We start from the raw sequence: 22,440 nt of genomic DNA, 5'->3' as shown, positions 1-22,440 counted from the left end.
ATCAGGCCTACAGATTCAGCGCAGAATTCCAGGCCGGATAGTCAGGCGAGCCACGGCAGCAGTGATTTTGTCGCCAGATCAAAGTTGGAACGATTAAAGCGTCCGGTATTGACCAGTTGCGCCACCTCATCCCATAACACATACAACCAGCGCCGCCAGATGAATGACTCCGCCACTGGCGCGCGTTGCAGATATTGCCAAAGCAGGCTTTCCGCCAGCGCATTGTCCATTAAGCGGAACAATTCATATTCTCTTGGCGCCCATAACATCAAGCCCGGCCCCACCATCGCCAGGAGCTGATCGCTACGAGCATCTTTGAGCATGCTGCGTAAACTGAAATTGCCGTGGATCAGCACGCAGTTATCATTAAATCCGGCAAATAAGTCGGGTAAACATTCACGGGTACGGAACAGAATCCGCTTGTCCTGCATCGTCAGCCCAGTATTGTTGAACTGATTCAACGTGCTCCACAATACCTCGACACGCTGGCGATACCAGGACGGCCAGATATTCTCTTGCGTGTTATCCACCGCTCCCACGCAGCCGCGGCTATCCTGCCGATGCCATGACAGCAAACCTTCTACGATTTGATCTTTTAAATGTTCCCAGCGCTCGGGCGTTCGGGCAGGCGCTTCCACCGGCACGCCGCGTAGACGCTCAAGCAAGAGCACATCAGGACCGGGATGCTCCTCATGCGTTAAGACGCCATAAATGACCGGCATACGTACCGTGCCACTGCGCGCCAGCATGGAGGTTTTCCATGCCAGCTGCTGCGCCATCCCCGGCGTGGTGAAACTTCTCGCCATCAGCGGCATCGGATTACCCTGACTGTCGTACAGTGACCACAGAGCGGTATCCACTTTCTCATTCACGCATTCAATACGACTGAGTTTTTCACCCAGCAGATGGCTGAGTTCGGCACGCAACTGTTCCATTTCAGATTGCCCTCATAAAAGCTACTGCTTTCATAATGAGCGTCGCGCAGACAGATGTCACCCGGATGAGATCAATTGATGAAAAGAAAAGCACAGGGAAAACGTAACGATACGACACTCCTCCCAAAAATATGCGGCATTATGGGGGGAGTGCCATGAGAAAAACTAACGCATTTCGGCGCGAACGCGCTCAAGATCCTCGGCAGTGTCTACGCCAGTACCCGGTACTTCTTTAGCGACGGCCACGTGAATTTTTTCGCCGTACCACAGCACACGCAGTTGCTCCAGCATTTCAATATGCTCAAGCGGGCTGGGCTGCCAGTTAACATAGCGGCGAATAAAACCTGCGCGATAACCGTAAATCCCCAGATGACGCAGGAAGGTATCGCCTACCGTTTCCAGGCTTTTGGCAAAACGGTCACGATCCCAGGGGATGGTTGCGCGTGAAAAATAGAGCGCATAGCCTTCGTTGTCCAGAACGACTTTAACCGCATTCGGATTAAATGCTTCTTCCGCACTATGAATGGGAGCCGCAAGGGTCGCCATGCCAACCTGGCGTTGCGCCAGATTTTCGGCCACCTGACGAATAATGACCGCTGGGATCATCGGCTCATCACCCTGAACGTTCACAATAACGGTATCATCGCTAAAGCCACATTTTTCGACGACTTCCGCCAGACGCTCGGTACCAGACTGGTGATCGGCACGGGTCATGCAGACTTCCCCCCCCACCGCTTCTACCGCACGAGCGACATCTTCATGATCGGTGGCAACGATAATGCGTTCAGCGCCAGATTCACGCGCACGCTCCAGCACATGCACGATCATCGGCTTGCCGTTAATATCCAGCAGCGGCTTGCCCGGCAAACGTGTGGACGCATAACGCGCAGGAATAATGACCACAAAACTCATGATTTACTCTCATCCGCAGTCAGAACACGGGCTTCGGTTTCCAGTAAAACGGGAATGCCATCACGCAGTGGGAAAGCAAGGTTATCCAGTTTACAAATCAGTTCCTGTTTTTCCTGGTTAAACCAGAGTTTGCCATTGCATACCGGGCAGGCAATGATTTCAAGCAGACGATGATCCATAGTTCCTCCAGATGGACCGGATTGTGAATCCGTAAATATTAACATAATCGCTTAACGGGTTGGGGCTATTTCCCAACCATGACGTGCGCCAGCAAATAAACCTTCAGGGTAGCGCCCCAGCGTCACGCGCGTTGCCTGCTGCCAGCGGGCAAAATCATCAATCGCCTGGAACAACCCTTTTTGCAGAGTAACGCCAGGTTTGACCCCATCCTGTAACCATAGAGAAATCACCTCCAGCACACCTGTTTTACGGTGCATTTTGGCATCCATCCTCCCCACTAACTGTCCACGATGCAGCAACGGCAGGACAAAATAACCGTACTGACGTTTCGCTGCTGGCGTATAACATTCCAGCCGATAGCTAAAATCGAATAGCTGCTCTGCCCGTTTGCGATCCCAGACCACCGGATCAAAAGGTGATAAAACCGTGCTATGCGTTGCCGTTAATTTCCCCGCCAGTGCCTGCTCAAGCTGCGGTTGAAGATCGCTATGCAACCACAGGGTTCCCAGCCCTTCAACATCGACAGGAATAATTTGTTGCTGTTCCTTGCGCACGTCACACCAGTTTTTCAACGCCGGGCGCTTCAGGCGGTAGTAGTCTGCCAGCCACTGCTCGCGAAAAATCCCCAGACTGCGGGCGCTGTTATCCAGCATGATAATTTCGGCTTCCTCTTGTGAAAGCCTGTCACGTTCATCATCCCAGTGCGGCATGACGCGATGGGTTAAATCATAGACTCGCTGGAAATTACGCCGCTCCACCACCATCACTTTCCCGGCAGTAAACAGTCCTTCAAGGTGTCGCTTATGCGGCTTCCATTCCCACCAGCCGTTGGCTCCCTTACGGGGATGTTCAAAATCGACTGAGCGTACCGGCCCGTTATGGTGGATATGCTGGAGCAATTGCTCAATCTCATGGGCATGTTCTGTCATCCACGCCGCTTTATATTTCCAGCCCATTTTCTCCGGTGCCAGCATGCGGTGGCGTATCAGCATAAAGTCACTGCGCGGCATAAAGCAGGCCTCGTGCGCCCAGTACTCCATCAGTTCACCCTGCCGTAACGAGTCATCCAGCCATTGCGGGGAATAATCACCTAAACGACTGAACAGCACCAGGTAAGGGCTGCGCGCCACAATATTAATGGTATCGATTTGCAATAAAGACATGCGCGAAATGGTGGCAAGAATATCGGCAGGAGATGCCCGGCGGCGTGTTTTTTTCAGCAGCCCTTGGGCGGCAAGATGAAGATGGCGAGCATCCGTCAGAGAAAGGTGCGGCAACGACATTTATGACCTCATAAATGATTCGCTGCCGCAGCTTGAATCCGTTAGCGAGTCAGCGAGATTAAGCTATCCAGCAACATATCAGGCCGTTCGCCTGACAAATGTGCGTCCACGGGTAAATACCACCAGTTATCATCAGCAAATGCGCGGCATTTAACCGCATCTTTTTCCGTCATCACCAGCGTTTGCCCTGCGTCTGAAAACGCACTGACGTCACTGTAGGTCAGAGATTGATGATCTGCCAGCGCAATACATTTTTGTGGTTTGGCTCCGCACGCTTCAAGCGTGGCAAAAAAACGGGGCGGATGGCCAATACCCGCCATGGCAACTATATTGCTTAGCTTTGCCACATCACGACGTTCACCCGTGCGTAAATTAACGGCCAGCCCTGGTTCAAGTCGCATGGGGATCTCCCCCGGCTGCGGACTGCCACCGTTAACGATTGTCGCATCCACCGATTTAAGCCGACCTGCGCGTTCCCGCATTGGACCGGCCGGAAGCCACCAGCCATTGCCAAACCGACGTTCGCCGTCAATCACCACGATTTCAACATCTCGCGCCAGACGATAATGCTGTAGACCATCGTCCGTCACAATAATCTGCACATCATGATGCGCCAAAATGGCTTTTACCGCATCCGCTCTGTTCGGAGAGACCGCTACAGGCACGCCTGTACGCTGGTAGATGAGCACTGGTTCATCGCCCGCTTCTGCAGTCGTAGTATCTATTGTCAGCAACAGCGGGTAAGCCGCGGCTTTTCCACCATAACCACGAGAAACCACGCCCACGCGGATACCACGTTGCTGTAGTCGTTCAACCAGCCAAATCACCACCGGCGTTTTACCGTTCCCGCCTGCGGTAAGGTTTCCCACTACGACTACTGGTACCGGCGCACGCCATGCGCGCTTGAGTCCAAGTTTGTAGCATAAGCGGATCCCCCCACTCACCAGACCATACAGCCAGGAGAGTGGAAGTAATAAGCGCCACAGCGGCGATTCACCAGACCAGATACGTGCGATCATTGACCAAATTGCATTTTGTGTAATTGCGCATACACGCCGCGTTGCTCAATCAGCTCGTTATGGGTTCCGCGCTCAACAATCACCCCGTCTTCCACTACAATGATTTCGTCCGCCTGTTCAATGGTAGAAAGACGGTGTGCGATGACCAGAGAAGTACGGTTTTTCTGCAGCTCATCCAGTGCAGCCTGAATCGCGCGTTCAGATTCAGTATCAAGAGCCGACGTAGCTTCATCAAGGATTAGGATCGGACTGTCACGCAGTAAGGCACGGGCGATAGCGATACGTTGACGCTGTCCGCCGGAAAGCAATACGCCGTTTTCACCAATCACCGTATCCAGACCATTATCCATCTTATTGATGAAATCCATGGCATAGGCCATCTGCGCCGCTTTTTCAATCTGCTCACGGCTGTATAAATCGGTACGCGCGTAGGCGATGTTATTCGCGACCGTATCGTTAAACAGGTGCACATTCTGCGAAACCAAAGCAACCTGATCGCGCAGGGATGCCAGGGTATATTCGCGCAGATCGTGTCCGTCCATCAGAATCTGCCCTTCATCGATATCGTAGAAGCGCGTGATCAGACTGGCGATGGTAGATTTACCTGAACCCGAACGACCAACCAGAGCGACGGTTTTACCCGCCGGAATATTCAGGTTGATGTTACGCAGCGCAGGGACTTCACGTCCCGGATAAGTAAAGGTCACATTGCGGAATTCCAGATCGCCGGTAGCGCGTTCGATAACGCGTTTACCTTCGTCTTTCTCCTGTTCGCTATCCAGAATCGTGAATAAGGTCTGGCATGCCGCCATACCACGCTGGAACTGCGCGTTGACGTTAGTTAGCGATTTCAACGGACGCATCAGCGCGATCATTGACGAGAAGACAACGGTAATGGTCCCTGCCGTCAGGTTTTCCATGACGCTTGGGAAACTGGCTGCATATAACACGAAGGCCAGAGCCAGAGACGCAATCAACTGGATGATAGGATCGGAGATCGAAGAGGCGGAAACCATCTTCATACCCTGTAAACGCATCTTGTTGCTGACTTTATCAAAGCGTTTAGTTTCGACTTCCTGCCCACCAAAAATCAGAACTTCTTTGTGGCCTTTCAGCATCTGCTCCGCACTGGTCGTAACCTGCCCCATGGTGTTTTGCATGTTTTTACTGATGCTACGAAAGCGCTTAGAAACCACACGAATCGCCACTGATACAATTGGCGCCAGTACTATCAGAATCAATGACAGCTGCCAGCTGTAATAGAACATCATGATGAACAGGCCAATAATTGAGGCCCCTTCACGTACCACGGTGATCAGCGCGCCGGAAGACGATGACGCTACCTGCTCTGAATCATAGGTAATACGTGACAGCAACGTACCTGTAGACTGTTTATCGAAAAAGGAGACTGGCATGCCCATCATGTGACCAAACAGGCGACGGCGCATGGTCATAACCACTTTGCCCGACACCCATGAGATACAATAGCTGGAGACATAGCTGGTTAAGCCACGAACTATCATCAGCCCAATGACCACCAGCGGCATCCACAGCAGCACCGAGCGGTCAGTTTTACCAAAACCATCATCCAGTAATGGCTTGAGGAGCGATAACATGAAGGTATCGCTGGCCGCGTTAAGGACTAACGCTATACCCGCCACGATCAGACCCGATTTAAAAGGCGCTATGGTTGGCCATAGTCGGCGAAACGTCTGCCACGTAGAGAGATCTTTATCGTTATGCATTCAAAAAACCAGCATTTGTTAGAATAGCCGCATATTCTACCCGTTATCCTCCGACACGCCAAACCACTGATGATACCAACGGGGTAAAATCTGATCCCGCATGCTGCGCATTTGCCAGGTTTGTGGGTAAAAATCCAGCGTAATCTGCCCCTGATGTGGCGTGTCCAGCCATTGATAATCTTGTTGCCGATAGCGCCGCTTCACCTTCCAGGATGGCAGTCGCCAGGCATTGTAACGGGATGCCGAGGCCAACGCCGCCTGTCCGCCAACACGCTGAATCAGCGCCAGTGATGACGAAGTATTGCTGCCATGGTGTGGAACCTGCATGACAGTTGACTGCAGATGAGACCAGTAGTGACTTAGCATTTTTTGTTCAGCGGGAGACTCAATATCACCGGTCAGAAGAATACTCTGGTATCCGTCATCGACTTTAACCACGCAGGATTGGTTATTCCCCCGCGCTTTATTTCCGCGCAGGGGCCAGTGTGCACTGAACGTTAATCCTTGCCATTGCCAGCGTTCCCCGCGAAAACACGGGAGATGACCTTTCCAGCCTAGTGGGCTTCTTATCCATAAGAATGGCCATGCTTGTTGCAGCGAGCGCAACCCTCCCCGATGATCCATATGCTCGTGACTTAAAATTATCCCTTCTGGCTTGAGGTTGTGCCAGCGTAACCAGGGAATGATCAATTGCTGCGCGCTATCTCCCTCAGGCCATGCCAGCCCCGTATCATATAGAATTGCTTTCCCATTGCGGGCGATCACCATCGCCAGTCCCTGCCCGACGTCCAGCATATGCACTTGCCATGCATCCGTGCGTGGCGCGCGCCAGAGCGGTTCACTCAGCAAAAATAGCACTGTGAAACAAAGCATCGGTAGAGTACGCCAGGCATTCAGTCGCCATGCGATGAGCATCAGCCCAGGTGCCAATGCAAGCCATTGCCAGCGAGCATCTATATTGATCCAGCCTTGAGGCAGAGCATTAAGTCCCCAAAATAACAGCGCCAGAGAGCGATCGGCTAAATACCACAGTCCCGATTCCAGCCCTCCCAGACTGGTTAAATGCACCAGCATGCCGGCTAATATCAGCGGTACGGAAACAAACGTGACCAGCGGTACGGCAAATAAATTAGCCACCAATGAAGTCAGGCTGATGCCGTGAAACATCGAAATTTGCACAGGCAGAAGCAGAATCGTGATCCCCAGTTGCAGATGCGCGAGGGCCAGCAGTATGCGTCCAATGCGAGAAAGAGACCAGGCAGGTAAAGGTACCCACTGATACCAGAATATCAGCGCCGCGACGGCAAAAGCAGATAACCACAGACTCTGTGACAGAATAGCGAGAGGATCCGCCACCACGATGGCTGCGAGACAACAGACCCAGACCGACCATCCGCTCCACTGCCTGCCGCTTAGCTTCAGCGCCCCCCAGACCATCAGCGCGACAATCGTGCGCAATGCAGGAGGCTGAAGCCCCGTTAACCAGGCATAGAATGTCGCACAGATAATCCCGCCAACCAACGGAACCTGCCAGCAAATCCATTTGGTTGGCATAAAAAATTGTCCACCGCGAATCAGTCCTCCCGCCAGAAGTGCGGCAAACGCAATATGCAGCCCGGAGATAGCCATCAAATGCGCCGTGCCGGTATCACGCATAATGGCTTTTACCTCTTGTGACACGGACAGGCGCTCCCCCATTCCCAGCCCCAGTATGACCTGCTGCCAGGGATAGTTGGCGAGCTGGATTTTCAACGAAGAGAGATACTTCGAACGTAAGCTACATTGTGGCGCGATGACCGAAGCCTGCAAGAACCGTCCCGTCAGCGGCTGATGCTGTGCTAACGCATAACGTTGACTGTCAAATCCCCCCTCGTTCAATTGGCCGTGTACAGCGCGAACTTTCAGCGTCATCGCCCATGTCTGGCCCGCGCAAACGTCGCCGGGCAGGTACTGCCCATACAGAACAATTCCTTGCGCTGGAAAGATTCGCCGCCCCTGCAGGTGCGTGATCTGACCATAGTGCGTGGTCATATTGTCGGTTCCGGTTATGCGCACGATTGCCTGCTGGTTTTTAGCAGGAAGCGTATTACCCGCCCAAAGCGCATCTTTCGCCGCCATTATTCCCCAAAGAAAAAACAGCAGGGTTAATCCGGCGAGACGCATATGTTTGTGGGGAAAAAGACAGAGCAGACATGCCAGACAAAATACAACGCCGATGCTCAGCATTTCAGGCAGCGCGGGTAATAGCATCAGAGGGAGAATGCCGCACAATGCACACGTACTCACCGTTGTTATTTTCATCAATACCTCCCTGTTGCGGGAAGTGTGCAGTAATACTCAACGGTTGTCTGGCGACAATTTACTGTTATACGGCACGCGTTCCGCTGATATTCAGCAGCGGATGTAACGTGCGAATTAACTGGGATGAGGATTCCAGTATGAACCTGCAGAAATGAAAAAAGCACCCATACAGGTGCTTTTCTCGGCGTTAAGTCTAGCTAAAAACTTAACCGTAAATATTGGCGCGATCGCGCAGTTCTTTACCTGGTTTAAAGTGCGGAACGTATTTCCCTTCCAGATCCACTTTATCGCCGGTCTTCGGATTACGTCCGGTGCGAGGTGCGCGGTAATGCAAAGAGAAGCTGCCGAAACCGCGGATTTCAATACGCTCGCCCTGCGCAAGAGTCGAGGCCATATGTTCCAGCATCTCTTTTACTGCATCTTCAACCGCTTTCGCGGGAATATGAGGTTGCTGGGTTGCAAGTCTTTCAATCAATTCTGACTTGGTCATGATTCCTCCGGTTCCTTAAAGGCATAATTAGCTGCTGCATTGATTAAGGGCGGCCGTAGCCGCCCTTTGTCATTGATTACAGGACGAATCCTGTAATCTGTCAAGCTACTCGTCACCCTTTGTGCTGTTAACGGCACAAAGGATTTAGAGAACTCGATATTACTCGCCTTTAGCTGCTTTGAAAGCTTCAGCCATTGCGTTGTTAGAGAAGTTTGCATCTTCCTGTTTGTTAACAGTTGCGATTGCATCTTTCTCATCAGCTTCGTCTTTAGCACGAACAGACAGGCTGATTGCACGGTTCTTACGATCAACGCCGGTGAATTTAGCTTCAACGTCGTCGCCTACGCTCAGAACCAGAGTTGCATCTTCAACGCGGTCACGGGAAGCTTCAGAAGCGCGCAGGTAACCTTCAACGCCGTCAGCCAGTTCTACGGTTGCGCCTTTAGCGTCAACTGCAGTGACTTTACCGTTTACGATTGCGCCTTTCTTGTTCAGTGCAACCCAGTTGTTGAACGGATCTTCTGCGAGCTGTTTAACGCCCAGAGAGATACGCTCACGCTCTGCGTCAACCTGCAGAACAACTGCTGCGATTTCGTCGCCTTTTTTGTATTCACGTACTGCTTCTTCGCCTGCAACGTTCCAGGAGATGTCAGACAGGTGAACCAGGCCGTCGATGCCGCCGTCCAGGCCGATGAAGATACCGAAGTCAGTGATAGACTTGATTTTACCTTCAACACGGTCGCCCTTGTTGTGGGTTTCCGCGAACTGCTGCCATGGGTTGTTTTTGCACTGCTTCAGACCCAGGGAGATACGACGACGTTCTTCGTCGATATCCAGAACCATAACTTCCACTACATCGCCAACGTTAACAACTTTGGACGGGTGGATGTTTTTGTTGGTCCAATCCATTTCGGAAACGTGAACCAGGCCTTCAACGCCTTCTTCGATTTCAACGAAGCAGCCGTAGTCGGTCAGGTTGGTCACGCGACCAGTCAGTTTGGTACCTTCCGGATAACGCTTAGCGATAGCTACCCATGGATCTTCGCCCAGCTGTTTCAGGCCCAGAGATACACGAGTACGCTCGCGGTCGAACTTCAGCACTTTAACAGTGATTTCGTCGCCAACGTTTACGATTTCGCTCGGATGCTTAACGCGTTTCCATGCCATGTCGGTGATGTGCAGCAGGCCGTCAACGCCACCCAGATCAACGAATGCACCGTAGTCAGTGAGGTTCTTAACGATACCTTTAACTTCCATGCCTTCCTGCAGGTTTTCCAGCAGCTGATCGCGTTCTGCGCTGTTTTCGGATTCGATAACGGCACGACGGGAAACAACAACGTTGTTACGCTTCTGATCCAGCTTGATGACTTTGAACTCAAGCTCTTTGCCTTCCAGGTGCAGCGTGTCGCGGACCGGACGAACGTCTACCAGGGAACCCGGCAGGAACGCGCGAATACCATTCAGCTCAACAGTGAAGCCACCCTTGACTTTGCCATTGATAACACCAGTAACGGTTGCAGCTTCTTCGTAAGCTTTTTCCAGCGTGATCCAAGCTTCGTGACGTTTAGCTTTCTCACGGGACAGCAGGGTTTCACCGAAGCCGTCTTCTACTGCATCCAGAGCAACGTCAACTTCGTCACCAACCTGGATTTCCAGTTCGCCCTGGGCGTTTTTGAACTGCTCTGCCGGAATGGCGGACTCAGATTTCAGACCAGCGTCAACCAGTACTACGTCTTTGTCGATAGCAACAACAACACCACGAACGATGGAACCCGGACGGGTTTCGATTTCTTTTAAGGATTCTTCAAACAGTTGAGCAAAAGATTCAGTCATGTTTAATCTTCAGGTTTCATATTTAACGTCCACCTGGCTCCATGCCGGATGGGGTTGTTTAACATACCCGCTGTCAGTCCGTTGCAACGGGGGTACTGCAAATTCGGTCGCACTTAAGCGAGTGCCAGTTTTTGGCGCGCATATTGTAACGCTTTTTCAATCACTTGCTCAATGCTTAATCGGGTTGAATCCAAAACTAAAGCATCAGCAGCAGGAATCAGCGGCGCTACAGCACGATTACGATCGCGGTAATCGCGTTCTTCGATCTCGGCCAAAAGGCGTTCAAAGTTAACACTAAAGCCCTTCTCCTGCAACTGTAGCATACGTCTATGCGCACGTTCGTGCGAGGAGGCGTCCAGAAAAATTTTCACCGGCGCATCCGGGAACACGACGGTCCCCATATCGCGTCCGTCGGCAATCAGGCCAGGCGCTTCGCGAAATGCGCGTTGACGACGTAAAAGCGCTTCGCGCACGCGGGGAAAAGCAGCCACCTGGGATGCGGCATTCGCCACTTCCTGAGTGCGGATTTCGCCACTAACATCTTCACCTTCCAGAATGACTTCCAGGTTGCCGTCCGTTGAGATAAAACGCACATCCAGGTGTGAGGCAAGCGGTACCAGAGCATCTTCAGAGGTAACATCGACATGATGATGTAACGCTGCGAGCGCCAGTACGCGATAGATCGCGCCTGAATCTAACAGATGCCACTGCAATGCTTCCGCCATTGCCTTGCACAAGGTGCCTTTACCTGCACCGCTTGGGCCATCAATGGTAATAACCGGGGCAATTGCCGTCATCTTTTTCTCCTTAAACGGGCATACGTTAACGTGAACGCCGCGCATTATACGCGCCAACGCAAATAATCGTTAACACAGAGTGTAAAAACCCGATTAGTCTGTAACGATATGAAGAAGAATTGCGCAATTATAGCGGGCTGATGAGAAACCAGCCCGGAAGATGACACTGTTTTACTTTTTATCTGCTGCGATACGTTCACGTATATGCTGAGCGCGTTCGTCAGATGCTGGGTGAGAATCCATCAGCGATTTTGCATGGCCTGCGTCCATAGTGGCAAACTTATCAAACGCAGTCACTAAGCCCTGACGGTCAATACCGCGTTTTGTCAGCAAGTCATAGGAAAAGTCATCCGCATCTGATTCCTGACTACGGGAGAACGCTGAATTAATCACGCCTTCAGCTAAATCGCCCAACTGAGACTGGGAAAGCTGAGAAGCGACGCCGCTGGTCGCAGAAATAGCATCACGCGCAGCCAGAGTGGCATACGCGGTCTGCATTGCTTTACGTGAGTGTCCTAAAGAAACATGGCCCAGTTCATGACCCAGCACACCTTCTATTTCATTGTCGGTCATCAGGTCCATCAAGCCCGAATAAACACGTACGCATCCATTCGCCATTGCCCAGGCATTGATATCACTGGTCATATAAACTTTATAGTTGACCGGCGTTCCATCAATGTTATTACCCAACGCTTTCGCAATTTTATTCAGGCGCTTAGTGTACTTACTTTTCGCGCCCGCCAGCTGATTTTCGCTATCCATCTGCTTACATGAACTGTTAGAGAGGGCTTTGACATCAGCATCAGAAAGTGTCGCTGCTTTATAAGCAGCCATACCGGAACTGGCAACAAGATCGCCATTCACGCCATTTTTACAACCAGTCAGCAATGTGGCGGAAACCGCTAACGCCAAAAAGAGTGATTTATGCTTCATGCTAATCTTCCGTTGATATATATAACAAAAACAAATAAATAAGTTAAATCATCAACAAATTAGCATTAGTTGAAAGCATAAAAACAGTGCGGTTACGGACCCCGGAACGCCAGTCCGGAAGGACCGACGTTCCGAGAGAATCAGGCCGGCGTGCTAATACGCGCCAACTGTTCGAAATAATCCGGGAAAGTTTTGGCGGTACATTTGGGGTCAAGAATGGTCACAGGGGTATCAGACAGCGCCACCAGCGAGAAACACATCGCCATACGGTGATCGTTATAGGTTGCGATATCCGCAAACTTCAGCGTCGCTGGTGGTGTGATGCGGATGAAGTCATGCCCCTCTTCAACTTCCGCGCCCACTTTGCGTAATTCCGTCGCCATTGCAAACAGACGGTCGGTCTCTTTGACGCGCCAGTTGTAGATGTTGCGTAGGGTTGTGGTGCCTTTAGCAAACAGCGCGGTCGTGGCAATAGTCATCGCCGCGTCGGGAATATGGTTCATATCCATATCCACAGCGTTCAGTTCACCGTGAGTACAGGCAATAAAGTCATCGCCCCAGGTAATGGTCGCGCCCATTTTTTCCAGTACATCAGCGAAGCGAATATCGCCCTGCATACTGTTGCGGCCAATGCCAGTGACTTTTACTGTACCACCTTTAATGGCGCCTGCCGCGAGGAAGTATGAAGCAGAAGAAGCATCGCCCTCAACCAGATAGGCACCCGGTGACTGATACTGCTGCTGCCCCTGCACAACAAAGCGCTGGTAGTTCTGATTCTCAATTTCAACACCAAACGTCTTCATCAGATTCAGGGTGATATCAATATAAGGTTTGGATACCAGCTCGCCTTTAATGGCGATCGTTGTATCCTGCGGCGCCAGCGGTGCAGTCATCAGTAACGCAGTGAGGAACTGGCTGGATACGCTGCCGTCCACCTCAACCTGACCGCCGCTAAAACCACCGCGCAGACGAAGCGGAGGATAGTTTTCCTGCTCCAGGTACTCAATGCCGGCCCCCCCCTGGCGCAACGCATCAACCAGATGGCCAATCGGACGCTCCTTCATGCGCGGTTCGCCCGTCAACACGATGTCATTACTGCCCAGACACAGCGCCGCGGCCAGTGGACGCATAGCGGTTCCGGCATTGCCAAGAAACAGTTCCACTGCCCCTTCGGCATGTAATGCGCCACCGTTGCCGATAATCTCGCAGCGAGTGCGATCGGCGGAAAGGGTATAGCTAATCCCTAACGCATTCAATGCATTGAGCATATGACGGACATCGTCGCTGTCCAGCAGGTTGGTCAGAACAGTGGTGCCATTTGCTAATGCGGCCAGCAGCAAAGCGCGGTTAGATACACTTTTGGATCCAGGCAGATTGATGGTGCCATCCACCCGCGCAATGGGTTGTAACGTCAGGGATTCCATGAAACTCAACTCTCAAAACAGATATAAAAACCCCACAGGCGGGCTGTGGGGATGAAAAGTACAGCAGATTAACCGCGGCGGCGTTCGAAATCGACCATGAAATCGGTCAGTGCTTTTACGCCTTCAAGCGGCATCGCATTATAGATAGACGCACGCATACCGCCGACCACACGATGGCCTTTCAGTGCATGCAGCCCCGCAGCGAAAGACTCCTCCAGGAAGAGTTTATCCAGGGCGCTGTCAGCCAGTTGGAACGGGACGTTCATACGTGAACGGTTCGACTTCGCGACATCGTTACGATAGAAGTCGCTGTTGTCGATCACGCCATACAACAGCTCTGCTTTTTGCTGGTTAATTTTATCCATCGCACTAACACCGCCCTGCTCTTTCAGCCACTTAAAGACCAGACCAGACAGATACCAGGCAAAGGTTGGCGGCGTGTTGAACATGGAGTCGTTGTCATTTAGCACGGTATAGTCAAGGATTGACGGGCATGAAACATGCGCTTTACCCAGCAGATCTTCGCGTACAATGACAATCGTCAGTCCCGCAGGACCAATGTTTTTCTGCGCCCCGGCATAGATTACGCCATAGCGGCTAACATCAAGCGGCGCGGAGAGGATGGTAGAAGAGAGATCCGCCGTAACCACCACATTGCTGGCAAAGTTCGGCGTCTCATCAATCGCAATGCCATCGATGGTTTCATTCGGGCAATAGTGCAGGTAGGCAGCGTTGTCAGAAAGCTGCCATTCGCTCATTGGCTTAACAGCGCGCAGACCGTCAACGGTGACTTTGGCATCGATAACGTTTGGCGTGCAGTACTTTTTCGCTTCTTTAATTGCACTGGCGGCCCAGTAACCGGCATCGACGTAATCCGCCGTTGTTTTATCACCGAGAATATTTAACGGGATACCGGCGAATTGTCCACGGCCACCGCCATGACAGAACAACACTTTATAGTTGGAGGGGATGCTGAGAAGATCGCGAAAATCCTGCTCTGCTTCCTCTGCAACCTGGATAAACTCTTTACCCCGGTGGCTAATTTCCATTACCGACGTGCCAAGACCGTTCCAGTCGCGAAGATCCTGTTGAGCCAGTTTAAGTACTTCCGCCGGTAGCATTGCCGGACCTGAACTAAAATTGAAGACCTGAGCCATTTCCCCTCACCACGTTGTGTTGTTATCCAATCAACATCCTGTCATTGACGATAATCCTGCGACAGACATTGGGTATAAGTTATTCCTGTGGATATCGGTTTTATCATTCAGTGACACGCGCCGCAATGGGTAAAACTGGCTGGGGTAAAAATGAGTCATCGATCACACAACAGAATCTATCGGATTGACGGACAAAAACCGATATTTTCGCTGTCAGGTGACCCGTTTTGCCCGACTGGCCTTCGACCATTCTGGATTTGCGCAGCGCGGACATAATTGATGATCCCCCGCGCTCATTTGCACCACTTCACTACACCGTACACATGCATAGTCGCCTGTTTCAGGCACCACCTTAAATCGCTGTGTACAATGTTTAGGCAGGATACTGAGTCCCGGTTTTACGTCTTCATCGGCAAAGAAGTAAACGCTGATCTGCCCATTCGTCTCCAGAATAGCGAGTTTCACCTGCCCCAGTTGCTCTACGCCGTTCAAACGCAGCTCCATAAAGAATTCGAATTCCGTCATATTGGCGCGATTAAGCTTTGACCATGATAATTCACCGTCTTCAATGATGACCACTGGCTTGCCTTCCAGTAGATCTTCCAGCTTTTCGCTGTGTGACATCAGCCACATGACAATACGATAAAGCAGCGCCAGGGTAATAAAAACCACCAGCACCGGAATCATCGGCACATCGTCATAAAACGCAACATCGCCCGCCGCAGAGCCCAGCGTAAGAATAATCAGCACTTCAAAAAGCGACATCTGCCGTACGCCACGCCGCCCTGTAAGCTTTAAAAACAGAAAAACCAATATAAAGGTATAGAGACTGCGCAGCGCAACCTCACCAAGAAACTCCATTGGCACCTTATCCAGTGCCATACGCTGTAAATCGAATGCTTTCATTTTGTGCTCTTAACATTGTTGACTGTGTGAAAGCATAGCCAATAGTTTTATTTACGCCTGGGCTCCGGCGGCGATAGCGCCGTTCATTGAAAACCCGTATCATTGCGCGCTTTCCGTACGACAAAAGTGATTTTCATGACGCAAACATTTATTCCCGGCAAAGATGCCGCTCTGGAAGACTCCATCGCTCGCTTCCAGCAAAAATTACTCGACCTTGGTTTTCAGATTGAAGAAGCCTCATGGTTGAACCCTGTGCCTAACGTTTGGTCTGTGCATATTCGCGACAAAGAATGCGCGCTATGCTTTACCAATGGTAAAGGCGCGACGAAAAAAGCGGCGCTGGCCTCCGCGCTGGGTGAATATTTTGAGCGTCTGTCTACGAACTACTTCTTTGCGGATTTCTGGCTGGGCGAAACCATCGCCAACGGCCCGTTCGTGCATTATCCGAACGAAAAATGGTTCCCGCTGACGGAAGACGACGACGTGCCGGAAGGTCTGCTGGATGCGCGTCTGCGCGCGTTTTACGATCCAGAGAACGAATTGACCGGAAGCATGCTTATCGATCTGCAATCCGGTAATGAAGATCGTGGCGTCTGCGGCCTGCCGTTTACCCGTCAATCTGATAACCAGACCGTCTATATTCCGATGAATATTATCGGCAACCTGTACGTTTCTAACGGCATGTCTGCGGGTAACACGCCTAATGAAGCGCGCGTTCAGGGCCTGTCTGAAGTCTTTGAACGTTATGTGAAGAACCGCATTATCGCGGAAAGCATTAGTCTGCCGGAAATCCCGGCCGAGGTGATGGCGCGCTACCCGGCGGTAGTGGAGTCTATCGCCAAACTGGAAGCGGAAGGTTTCCCGATTTTCGCCTACGATGGCTCGCTGGGCGGCAAGTACCCGGTGATTTGCGTTGTCCTGTTCAACCCGGCCAACGGTACCTGCTTTGCGTCCTTCGGCGCGCACCCGGATTTCGGCGTTGCGCTGGAGCGTACCGTTACCGAACTGCTGCAGGGTCGTGGTCTGAAAGATCTTGATGTCTTCACCCCGCCGACCTTCGACGATGAAGAAGTGGCTGAACACACTAACCTTGAAACCCACTTCATTGATTCCAGCGGTCTGATCTCCTGGGATCTGTTCAAGCAGGATGCTGATTATCCGTTCGTTGACTGGAATTTCTCCGGCACTACGGAAGAAGAGTTCGCCACCCTGATGGCCATCTTCAAGCAAGAAGATAAAGAAGTGTATATCGCCGACTACGAACATCTGGGGGTATATGCCTGCCGCATTATCGTTCCGGGCATGTCTGACATCTATCCGGCTGAAGATCTGTGGTTAGCCAACAACGCAATGGGTGCCCATCTGCGCGAAACAATCCTCTCTCTGCCTGGCAGTGAGTGGGATAAAGAAGACTATCTCAATCTGCTCGAGCAACTGGATGAAGAAGGTTTTGACGACTTCACCCGCGTACGCGAACTGCTTGGTCTGGCGACCGGTGCGGATAACGGTTGGTACACCCTGCGCATTGGCGAGCTTAAAGTGATGCTGGCGCTGGCCGGTGGTGACCTGGAGCAAGCGCTGGTATGGACAGAATGGACGATGGAATTCAACGCCTCCGTGTTTAGCGCTGAACGTGCAAACTACTACCGTTGCCTGCAAACGCTGCTGCTATTGTCGCAGGAAGAGGAGCGTCAGCCGCTGCAATATCTGAACGCGTTTGTCCGCATGTACGGCGCCGATGCGGTTGAAGCGGCAAGTGCGGCATTGAGTGGTGAAGCCGCATTTTATGGTCTTCAGCCAGTAGACAGCGATCTGCACGCGTTCCCGGCGCATCAGTCTCTGCTGAAAGCCTATGAAAAACTGCAGCGCGCGAAAGCAGCGCACTGGTCAAAATAGTGCCAAACAGCCTGCGTTAAGTAGGCTAAATGTATTGTCTGGGCTATATTACGGGGCGCTTTAAGCGCCCTGTTTTTTATTTTGGTCAAATCAAAAAATAAATGTAAAAGCAAGGTTAAATATTAGTAGTTGATATTAAAAAAATTAGCTTATTAATGTGGCTTTTTATCTCAATTACTCCATATTAATTAACCATCCAACAGGAGGCTGAAAGAAAAAATTCAACTCACTTTATAATTTTTAAAATTTATTTTTATTTGGATAATCAACAAGTTACTCCGTAACCGCATAAAAACCATGCGTCTTGCGGGCCTATAAGCCAGGCGAGATATGATCTATATCAAATTCTCATCTATAATGCTTTGTTAGTATCTCGTCGCCGACTTAATAAAGAGAGAGTTAGTGTGAAAGCTGACAACCCTTTTGATCTTTTACTTCCTGCCGCAATGGCCAAAGTTGCCGAAGAAGCAGGCGTCTATAAAGCAACGAAACATCCGCTTAAGACGTTCTATCTGGCAATTACTGCCGGTGTATTCATTTCAATTGCCTTTGTTTTCTATATCACCGCCACTACCGGTACCGGTACTATGCCCTTCGGCATGGCAAAATTAATAGGTGGTATCTGCTTTTCCCTGGGGTTGATTCTTTGTGTTATCTGCGGTGCAGACCTCTTCACCTCAACCGTACTGATTGTTGTTGCTAAAGCCAGTGGTCGTATTACCTGGGGACAGTTGGCTAAAAACTGGCTTAACGTTTATGTCGGCAACCTGATTGGCGCCCTGATCTTCGTGTTACTTATGTGGCTTTCCGGCGAGTATATGACCGCCAACGGCGCGTGGGGACTCAACGTCCTGCAAACAGCCGACCACAAAGTGCATCATACTTTTGTTGAGGCGGTAAGCCTCGGTATTCTGGCTAACCTGATGGTGTGTCTGGCCGTATGGATGAGCTACTCAGGTCGCAGCCTGATGGACAAAGCGTTTATCATGGTATTACCGGTCGCAATGTTTGTTGCCAGCGGTTTTGAGCACAGTATCGCAAACATGTTTATGATCCCTATGGGTATTGTAATACGCGATTTCGCCACCCCGGAATTCTGGACCGCTGTCGGTTCTTCTCCGGAGAATTTTTCTCACCTGACCGTGATGAATTTCATCACCGATAACCTGATTCCGGTTACGATCGGTAATATTATCGGCGGCGGTTTGTTGGTCGGGTTGACATACTGGGTCATTTACCTGCGTGGTAACGATCATCATTAATCTGTTGATGCTCATTACACGCAGTAAATAAAAAATCCACTTAAGAAGGTAGGTGTTACATGTCCGAGCTTAATGAAAAGTTAGCCACAGCCTGGGAAGGTTTTACCAAAGGTGACTGGCAGAATGAAGTAAACGTACGTGACTTCATTCAGAAAAACTACACTCCGTATGAGGGTGACGAGTCCTTCCTGGCTGGCGCTACTGACGCGACCACCAAGCTGTGGGACAGCGTAATGGAAGGCGTTAAACAGGAAAACCGCACTCACGCGCCTGTTGACTTTGACACCTCCGTTGCTTCTACCATCACTTCTCACGACGCTGGCTACATCAACAAAGCGCTGGAGAAAATTGTTGGTCTGCAGACTGAAGCTCCGCTGAAACGTGCGATCATTCCGTTCGGCGGCATCAAAATGGTTGAAGGTTCCTGCAAAGCGTACAACCGCGAACTGGATCCGATGCTGAAAAAAATCTTCACCGAATACCGCAAAACCCACAACCAGGGCGTATTCGATGTTTATACCAAAGACATTCTGAACTGCCGTAAATCCGGTGTTCTGACTGGTCTGCCAGATGCGTATGGCCGTGGCCGTATCATCGGTGACTACCGTCGCGTTGCGCTGTACGGTATCGACTTCCTGATGAAAGACAAATACGCACAGTTTGTTTCCCTGCAGTCTGACCTGGAAAACGGCGTAAACCTGGAAGCGACTATCCGTCTGCGTGAAGAAATCGCTGAACAGCACCGCGCGCTGGGTCAGATCAAAGAAATGGCAGCGAAATATGGCTGCGATATCTCTGGTCCGGCTACCAACGCTCAGGAAGCTATCCAGTGGACTTACTTCGGCTACCTGGCCGCGGTTAAATCTCAGAACGGCGCAGCAATGTCCTTCGGTCGCGTATCCACCTTCCTGGATGCATACATCGAACGTGATATCAAAGCAGGCAAAATCACTGAACAAGACGCTCAGGAAATGATTGACCACCTGGTCATGAAACTGCGTATGGTTCGCTTCCTGCGTACTCCGGAATATGATGAACTGTTCTCCGGTGACCCGATTTGGGCAACTGAATCTATCGGTGGTATGGGTGTTGATGGCCGTACTCTGGTTACCAAAAACAGCTTCCGCTTCCTGAACACCCTGTACACCATGGGTCCTTCTCCGGAGCCGAACATCACCGTTCTGTGGTCTGAAAAACTGCCTCTGAACTTCAAGAAATTCGCCGCTAAAGTGTCCATCGACACCTCTTCTCTGCAGTACGAGAACGATGACCTGATGCGTCCGGACTTCAACAACGACGATTACGCTATCGCTTGCTGCGTAAGCCCGATGGTTGTTGGTAAACAAATGCAGTTCTTCGGTGCGCGTGCAAACCTGGCGAAAACCATGCTGTACGCAATCAACGGCGGCGTTGATGAAAAACTGAAAATGCAGGTTGGTCCTAAATCTGAACCGATCAAAGGCGACGTTCTGAACTTCGATGAAGTAATGGACCGTATGGATCACTTCATGGACTGGCTGGCTAAACAGTACGTCACTGCGCTGAACGTTATCCACTACATGCACGACAAGTACAGCTACGAAGCCTCTCTGATGGCGCTGCACGACCGTGACGTTATCCGCACCATGGCGTGTGGTATCGCTGGTCTGTCCGTTGCTGCTGACTCCCTGTCTGCAATCAAATATGCGAAAGTTAAACCGATTCGTGACGAAGACGGTCTGGCTATCGACTTCGAAATCGAAGGCGAATACCCGCAGTTTGGTAACAACGACTCTCGTGTAGATGACATGGCGGTTGACCTGGTAGAACGTTTCATGAAGAAAATTCAGAAACTGACTACTTACCGTAACGCTATCCCGACTCAGTCTGTTCTGACCATCACCTCTAACGTGGTTTATGGTAAGAAAACGGGTAACACCCCAGACGGTCGTCGTGCTGGCGCGCCGTTCGGACCGGGTGCTAACCCAATGCACGGTCGTGACCAGAAAGGTGCTGTTGCCTCTCTGACTTCCGTTGCTAAACTGCCGTTTGCTTACGCTAAAGATGGTATCTCTTATACCTTCTCTATCGTTCCGAACGCACTGGGTAAAGACGACGAAGTTCGTAAGACTAACCTGGCAGGTCTGATGGATGGTTACTTCCACCACGAAGCGTCCATCGAAGGTGGTCAGCACCTGAACGTGAACGTCATGAACCGTGAAATGCTGCTGGATGCGATGGAACATCCGGAAAAATATCCGCAGCTGACCATCCGCGTTTCTGGCTACGCAGTACGTTTTAACTCCCTGACTAAAGAACAGCAGCAGGACGTTATTACTCGTACTTTCACTCAGACCATGTAATTGGTTTTGACTGAAATCGTACTTTAAAAAGCGTACAATAAAGGCTCCACGTAAGTGGGGCCTTTTTAATAGCCTGCTTTGTCAGCTATCTATACTTATGGATAGCAGCCAAAACAGACTCGACACAGTTAATAACTGTGCACTAACACAGGCCCCGGATGGGCCACATCTGGAGAAACACCGCAATGTCAGTTATTGGTCGCATTCACTCCTTTGAATCCTGTGGCACTGTAGACGGCCCGGGCATCCGTTTTATTACCTTCTTCCAGGGCTGCCTGATGCGCTGCCTGTATTGCCATAACCGTGACACATGGGATACGCACGGCGGTAAAGAAGTCACTGTCGACGAATTAATGAAAGAGGTCGTGACCTATCGCCACTTTATGAACGCCTCCGGCGGTGGCGTGACGGCATCCGGTGGCGAAGCCATCCTGCAGGCTGAGTTCGTACGTGACTGGTTCCGCGCCTGTAAAAAAGAAGGCATTCACACCTGCCTGGACACCAACGGTTTTGTTCGCCGCTACGATCCGGTTATCGATGAGTTGCTGGAAGTCACCGACCTGGTGATGCTCGATCTCAAACAGATGAACGACGAAATCCACCAGAATCTGGTCGGCGTGTCTAACCATCGCACGCTGGAATTTGCTCGTTACCTGTCGAACAAAGACATCAAGGTGTGGATCCGTTACGTGGTAGTACCAGGCTGGTCTGACGATGACGACTCCGCACACCGTCTGGGCGAGTTTACCCGCGATATGGGCAACGTTGAAAAAATCGAGCTGCTGCCTTATCACGAGCTGGGCAAACACAAATGGGTAGCGATGGGCGAAGAGTACAAACTCGATGGCGTGAAGCCGCCGAAGAAAGAGACCATGGAGCGCGTAAAAGGCATTCTCGAGCAGTATGGTCATAAAGTTATGTATTAAGTCTCCAGGTGGGTAACAAACCTGTTACCCACCTAACGCCTTCTTAATGCCCTCTTCTCGCCAGCAGCGGGAAAATCAATCCCAACCCGACCAGTACCT

The 22,440-nt window shown here is 51.1% G+C and carries 18 protein-coding genes; 4 read left to right on the top strand and 14 right to left on the bottom strand.

Annotation, left to right across the window (positions count from 1 at the left end):
- Positions 1-41 precede the first annotated feature (41 nt).
- From FDW96_RS21605 to FDW96_RS21540, 14 genes are all read right to left on the bottom strand, one after another.
- Complete coding sequence (locus tag FDW96_RS21605; RefSeq protein WP_038639330.1) at positions 42-935, bottom strand: YcbJ family phosphotransferase; 894 nt, start codon at positions 933-935, stop codon at positions 42-44.
- A 165-nt stretch (positions 936-1,100) separates the two neighbouring features.
- Complete coding sequence (kdsB, locus tag FDW96_RS21600) at positions 1,101-1,847, bottom strand: 3-deoxy-manno-octulosonate cytidylyltransferase (protein WP_042309444.1); 747 nt, start codon at positions 1,845-1,847, stop codon at positions 1,101-1,103.
- On the bottom strand, positions 1,844-2,026 hold the full coding sequence (gene ycaR, locus FDW96_RS21595) for a protein YcaR (protein WP_003035793.1): 183 nt from the start codon (positions 2,024-2,026) through the stop codon (positions 1,844-1,846). Before ycaR ends, kdsB begins: the two co-directional genes overlap by 4 nt.
- 51 nt (positions 2,027-2,077) lie before the next feature.
- Complete coding sequence (locus FDW96_RS21590) at positions 2,078-3,310, bottom strand: winged helix-turn-helix domain-containing protein (protein WP_137366288.1); 1,233 nt, start codon at positions 3,308-3,310, stop codon at positions 2,078-2,080.
- 41 nt (positions 3,311-3,351) lie between these two features.
- Positions 3,352-4,329 (bottom strand): tetraacyldisaccharide 4'-kinase, encoded by a 978-nt coding sequence (lpxK, locus tag FDW96_RS21585; protein ID WP_137359934.1) that lies wholly within the window; start codon positions 4,327-4,329, stop codon positions 3,352-3,354.
- Positions 4,326-6,074, bottom strand: coding sequence for a lipid A ABC transporter ATP-binding protein/permease MsbA (gene msbA, locus FDW96_RS21580; RefSeq protein WP_042309449.1), 1,749 nt, complete (start codon positions 6,072-6,074; stop codon positions 4,326-4,328). The genes lpxK and msbA overlap by 4 nt, the downstream gene beginning before the upstream one ends.
- Before the next feature lie 36 nt (positions 6,075-6,110).
- On the bottom strand, positions 6,111-8,375 hold the full coding sequence (locus FDW96_RS21575; protein WP_137366287.1) for a ComEC family protein: 2,265 nt from the start codon (positions 8,373-8,375) through the stop codon (positions 6,111-6,113).
- Positions 8,376-8,580: 205 nt separating this feature from the next.
- A complete protein-coding gene (gene ihfB / locus FDW96_RS21570) occupies positions 8,581-8,865 on the bottom strand; it encodes an integration host factor subunit beta (protein ID WP_003035780.1) in 285 nt (94 codons plus the stop codon).
- A 159-nt stretch (positions 8,866-9,024) separates the two neighbouring features.
- Positions 9,025-10,698, bottom strand: coding sequence for a 30S ribosomal protein S1 (gene rpsA, locus FDW96_RS21565; protein ID WP_003035776.1), 1,674 nt, complete (start codon positions 10,696-10,698; stop codon positions 9,025-9,027).
- 113 nt (positions 10,699-10,811) lie between these two features.
- A complete protein-coding gene (cmk, locus tag FDW96_RS21560) occupies positions 10,812-11,495 on the bottom strand; it encodes a (d)CMP kinase (protein WP_061381864.1) in 684 nt (227 codons plus the stop codon).
- Between the two features lie 171 nt (positions 11,496-11,666).
- Complete coding sequence (locus tag FDW96_RS21555) at positions 11,667-12,428, bottom strand: M48 family metallopeptidase (protein WP_137366286.1); 762 nt, start codon at positions 12,426-12,428, stop codon at positions 11,667-11,669.
- 140 nt (positions 12,429-12,568) lie between these two features.
- On the bottom strand, positions 12,569-13,852 hold the full coding sequence (aroA, locus tag FDW96_RS21550; RefSeq protein ID WP_137366285.1) for a 3-phosphoshikimate 1-carboxyvinyltransferase: 1,284 nt from the start codon (positions 13,850-13,852) through the stop codon (positions 12,569-12,571).
- 68 nt (positions 13,853-13,920) lie between these two features.
- The gene (gene serC / locus FDW96_RS21545; RefSeq protein WP_137349300.1) at positions 13,921-15,009 is read right to left on the bottom strand and encodes a 3-phosphoserine/phosphohydroxythreonine transaminase; all 1,089 of its coding nucleotides are present in this window, start codon (positions 15,007-15,009) and stop codon (positions 13,921-13,923) included.
- A gap of 213 nt (positions 15,010-15,222) precedes the next feature.
- Positions 15,223-15,915 (bottom strand): DUF421 domain-containing protein, encoded by a 693-nt coding sequence (locus tag FDW96_RS21540; RefSeq protein WP_042309456.1) that lies wholly within the window; start codon positions 15,913-15,915, stop codon positions 15,223-15,225.
- A gap of 135 nt (positions 15,916-16,050) precedes the next feature.
- On the opposite strand from FDW96_RS21540, the gene ycaO reads away from it, so the two are divergent.
- From ycaO to pflA, 4 genes are all read left to right on the top strand, one after another.
- Positions 16,051-17,811 (top strand): 30S ribosomal protein S12 methylthiotransferase accessory factor YcaO, encoded by a 1,761-nt coding sequence (gene ycaO / locus FDW96_RS21535; RefSeq protein ID WP_137366284.1) that lies wholly within the window; start codon positions 16,051-16,053, stop codon positions 17,809-17,811.
- 404 nt (positions 17,812-18,215) lie between these two features.
- Complete coding sequence (gene focA / locus FDW96_RS21530; RefSeq protein WP_032939923.1) at positions 18,216-19,073, top strand: formate transporter FocA; 858 nt, start codon at positions 18,216-18,218, stop codon at positions 19,071-19,073.
- 59 nt (positions 19,074-19,132) lie between these two features.
- Positions 19,133-21,415, top strand: coding sequence for a formate C-acetyltransferase (gene pflB / locus FDW96_RS21525; RefSeq protein ID WP_006685273.1), 2,283 nt, complete (start codon positions 19,133-19,135; stop codon positions 21,413-21,415).
- A gap of 185 nt (positions 21,416-21,600) precedes the next feature.
- The gene (gene pflA, locus FDW96_RS21520; RefSeq protein ID WP_003035751.1) at positions 21,601-22,341 is read left to right on the top strand and encodes a pyruvate formate lyase 1-activating protein; all 741 of its coding nucleotides are present in this window, start codon (positions 21,601-21,603) and stop codon (positions 22,339-22,341) included.
- Positions 22,342-22,440 lie beyond the last annotated feature (99 nt).

The sequence above is a fragment of the Citrobacter sp. TBCS-15 genome, assembly GCF_005280815.1.
GTDB lineage: Bacteria > Pseudomonadota > Gammaproteobacteria > Enterobacterales > Enterobacteriaceae > Citrobacter > Citrobacter werkmanii.
Note: the sequence above shows the minus strand (reverse complement) of the source record. Positions and strands in the feature narration are given on the sequence as shown.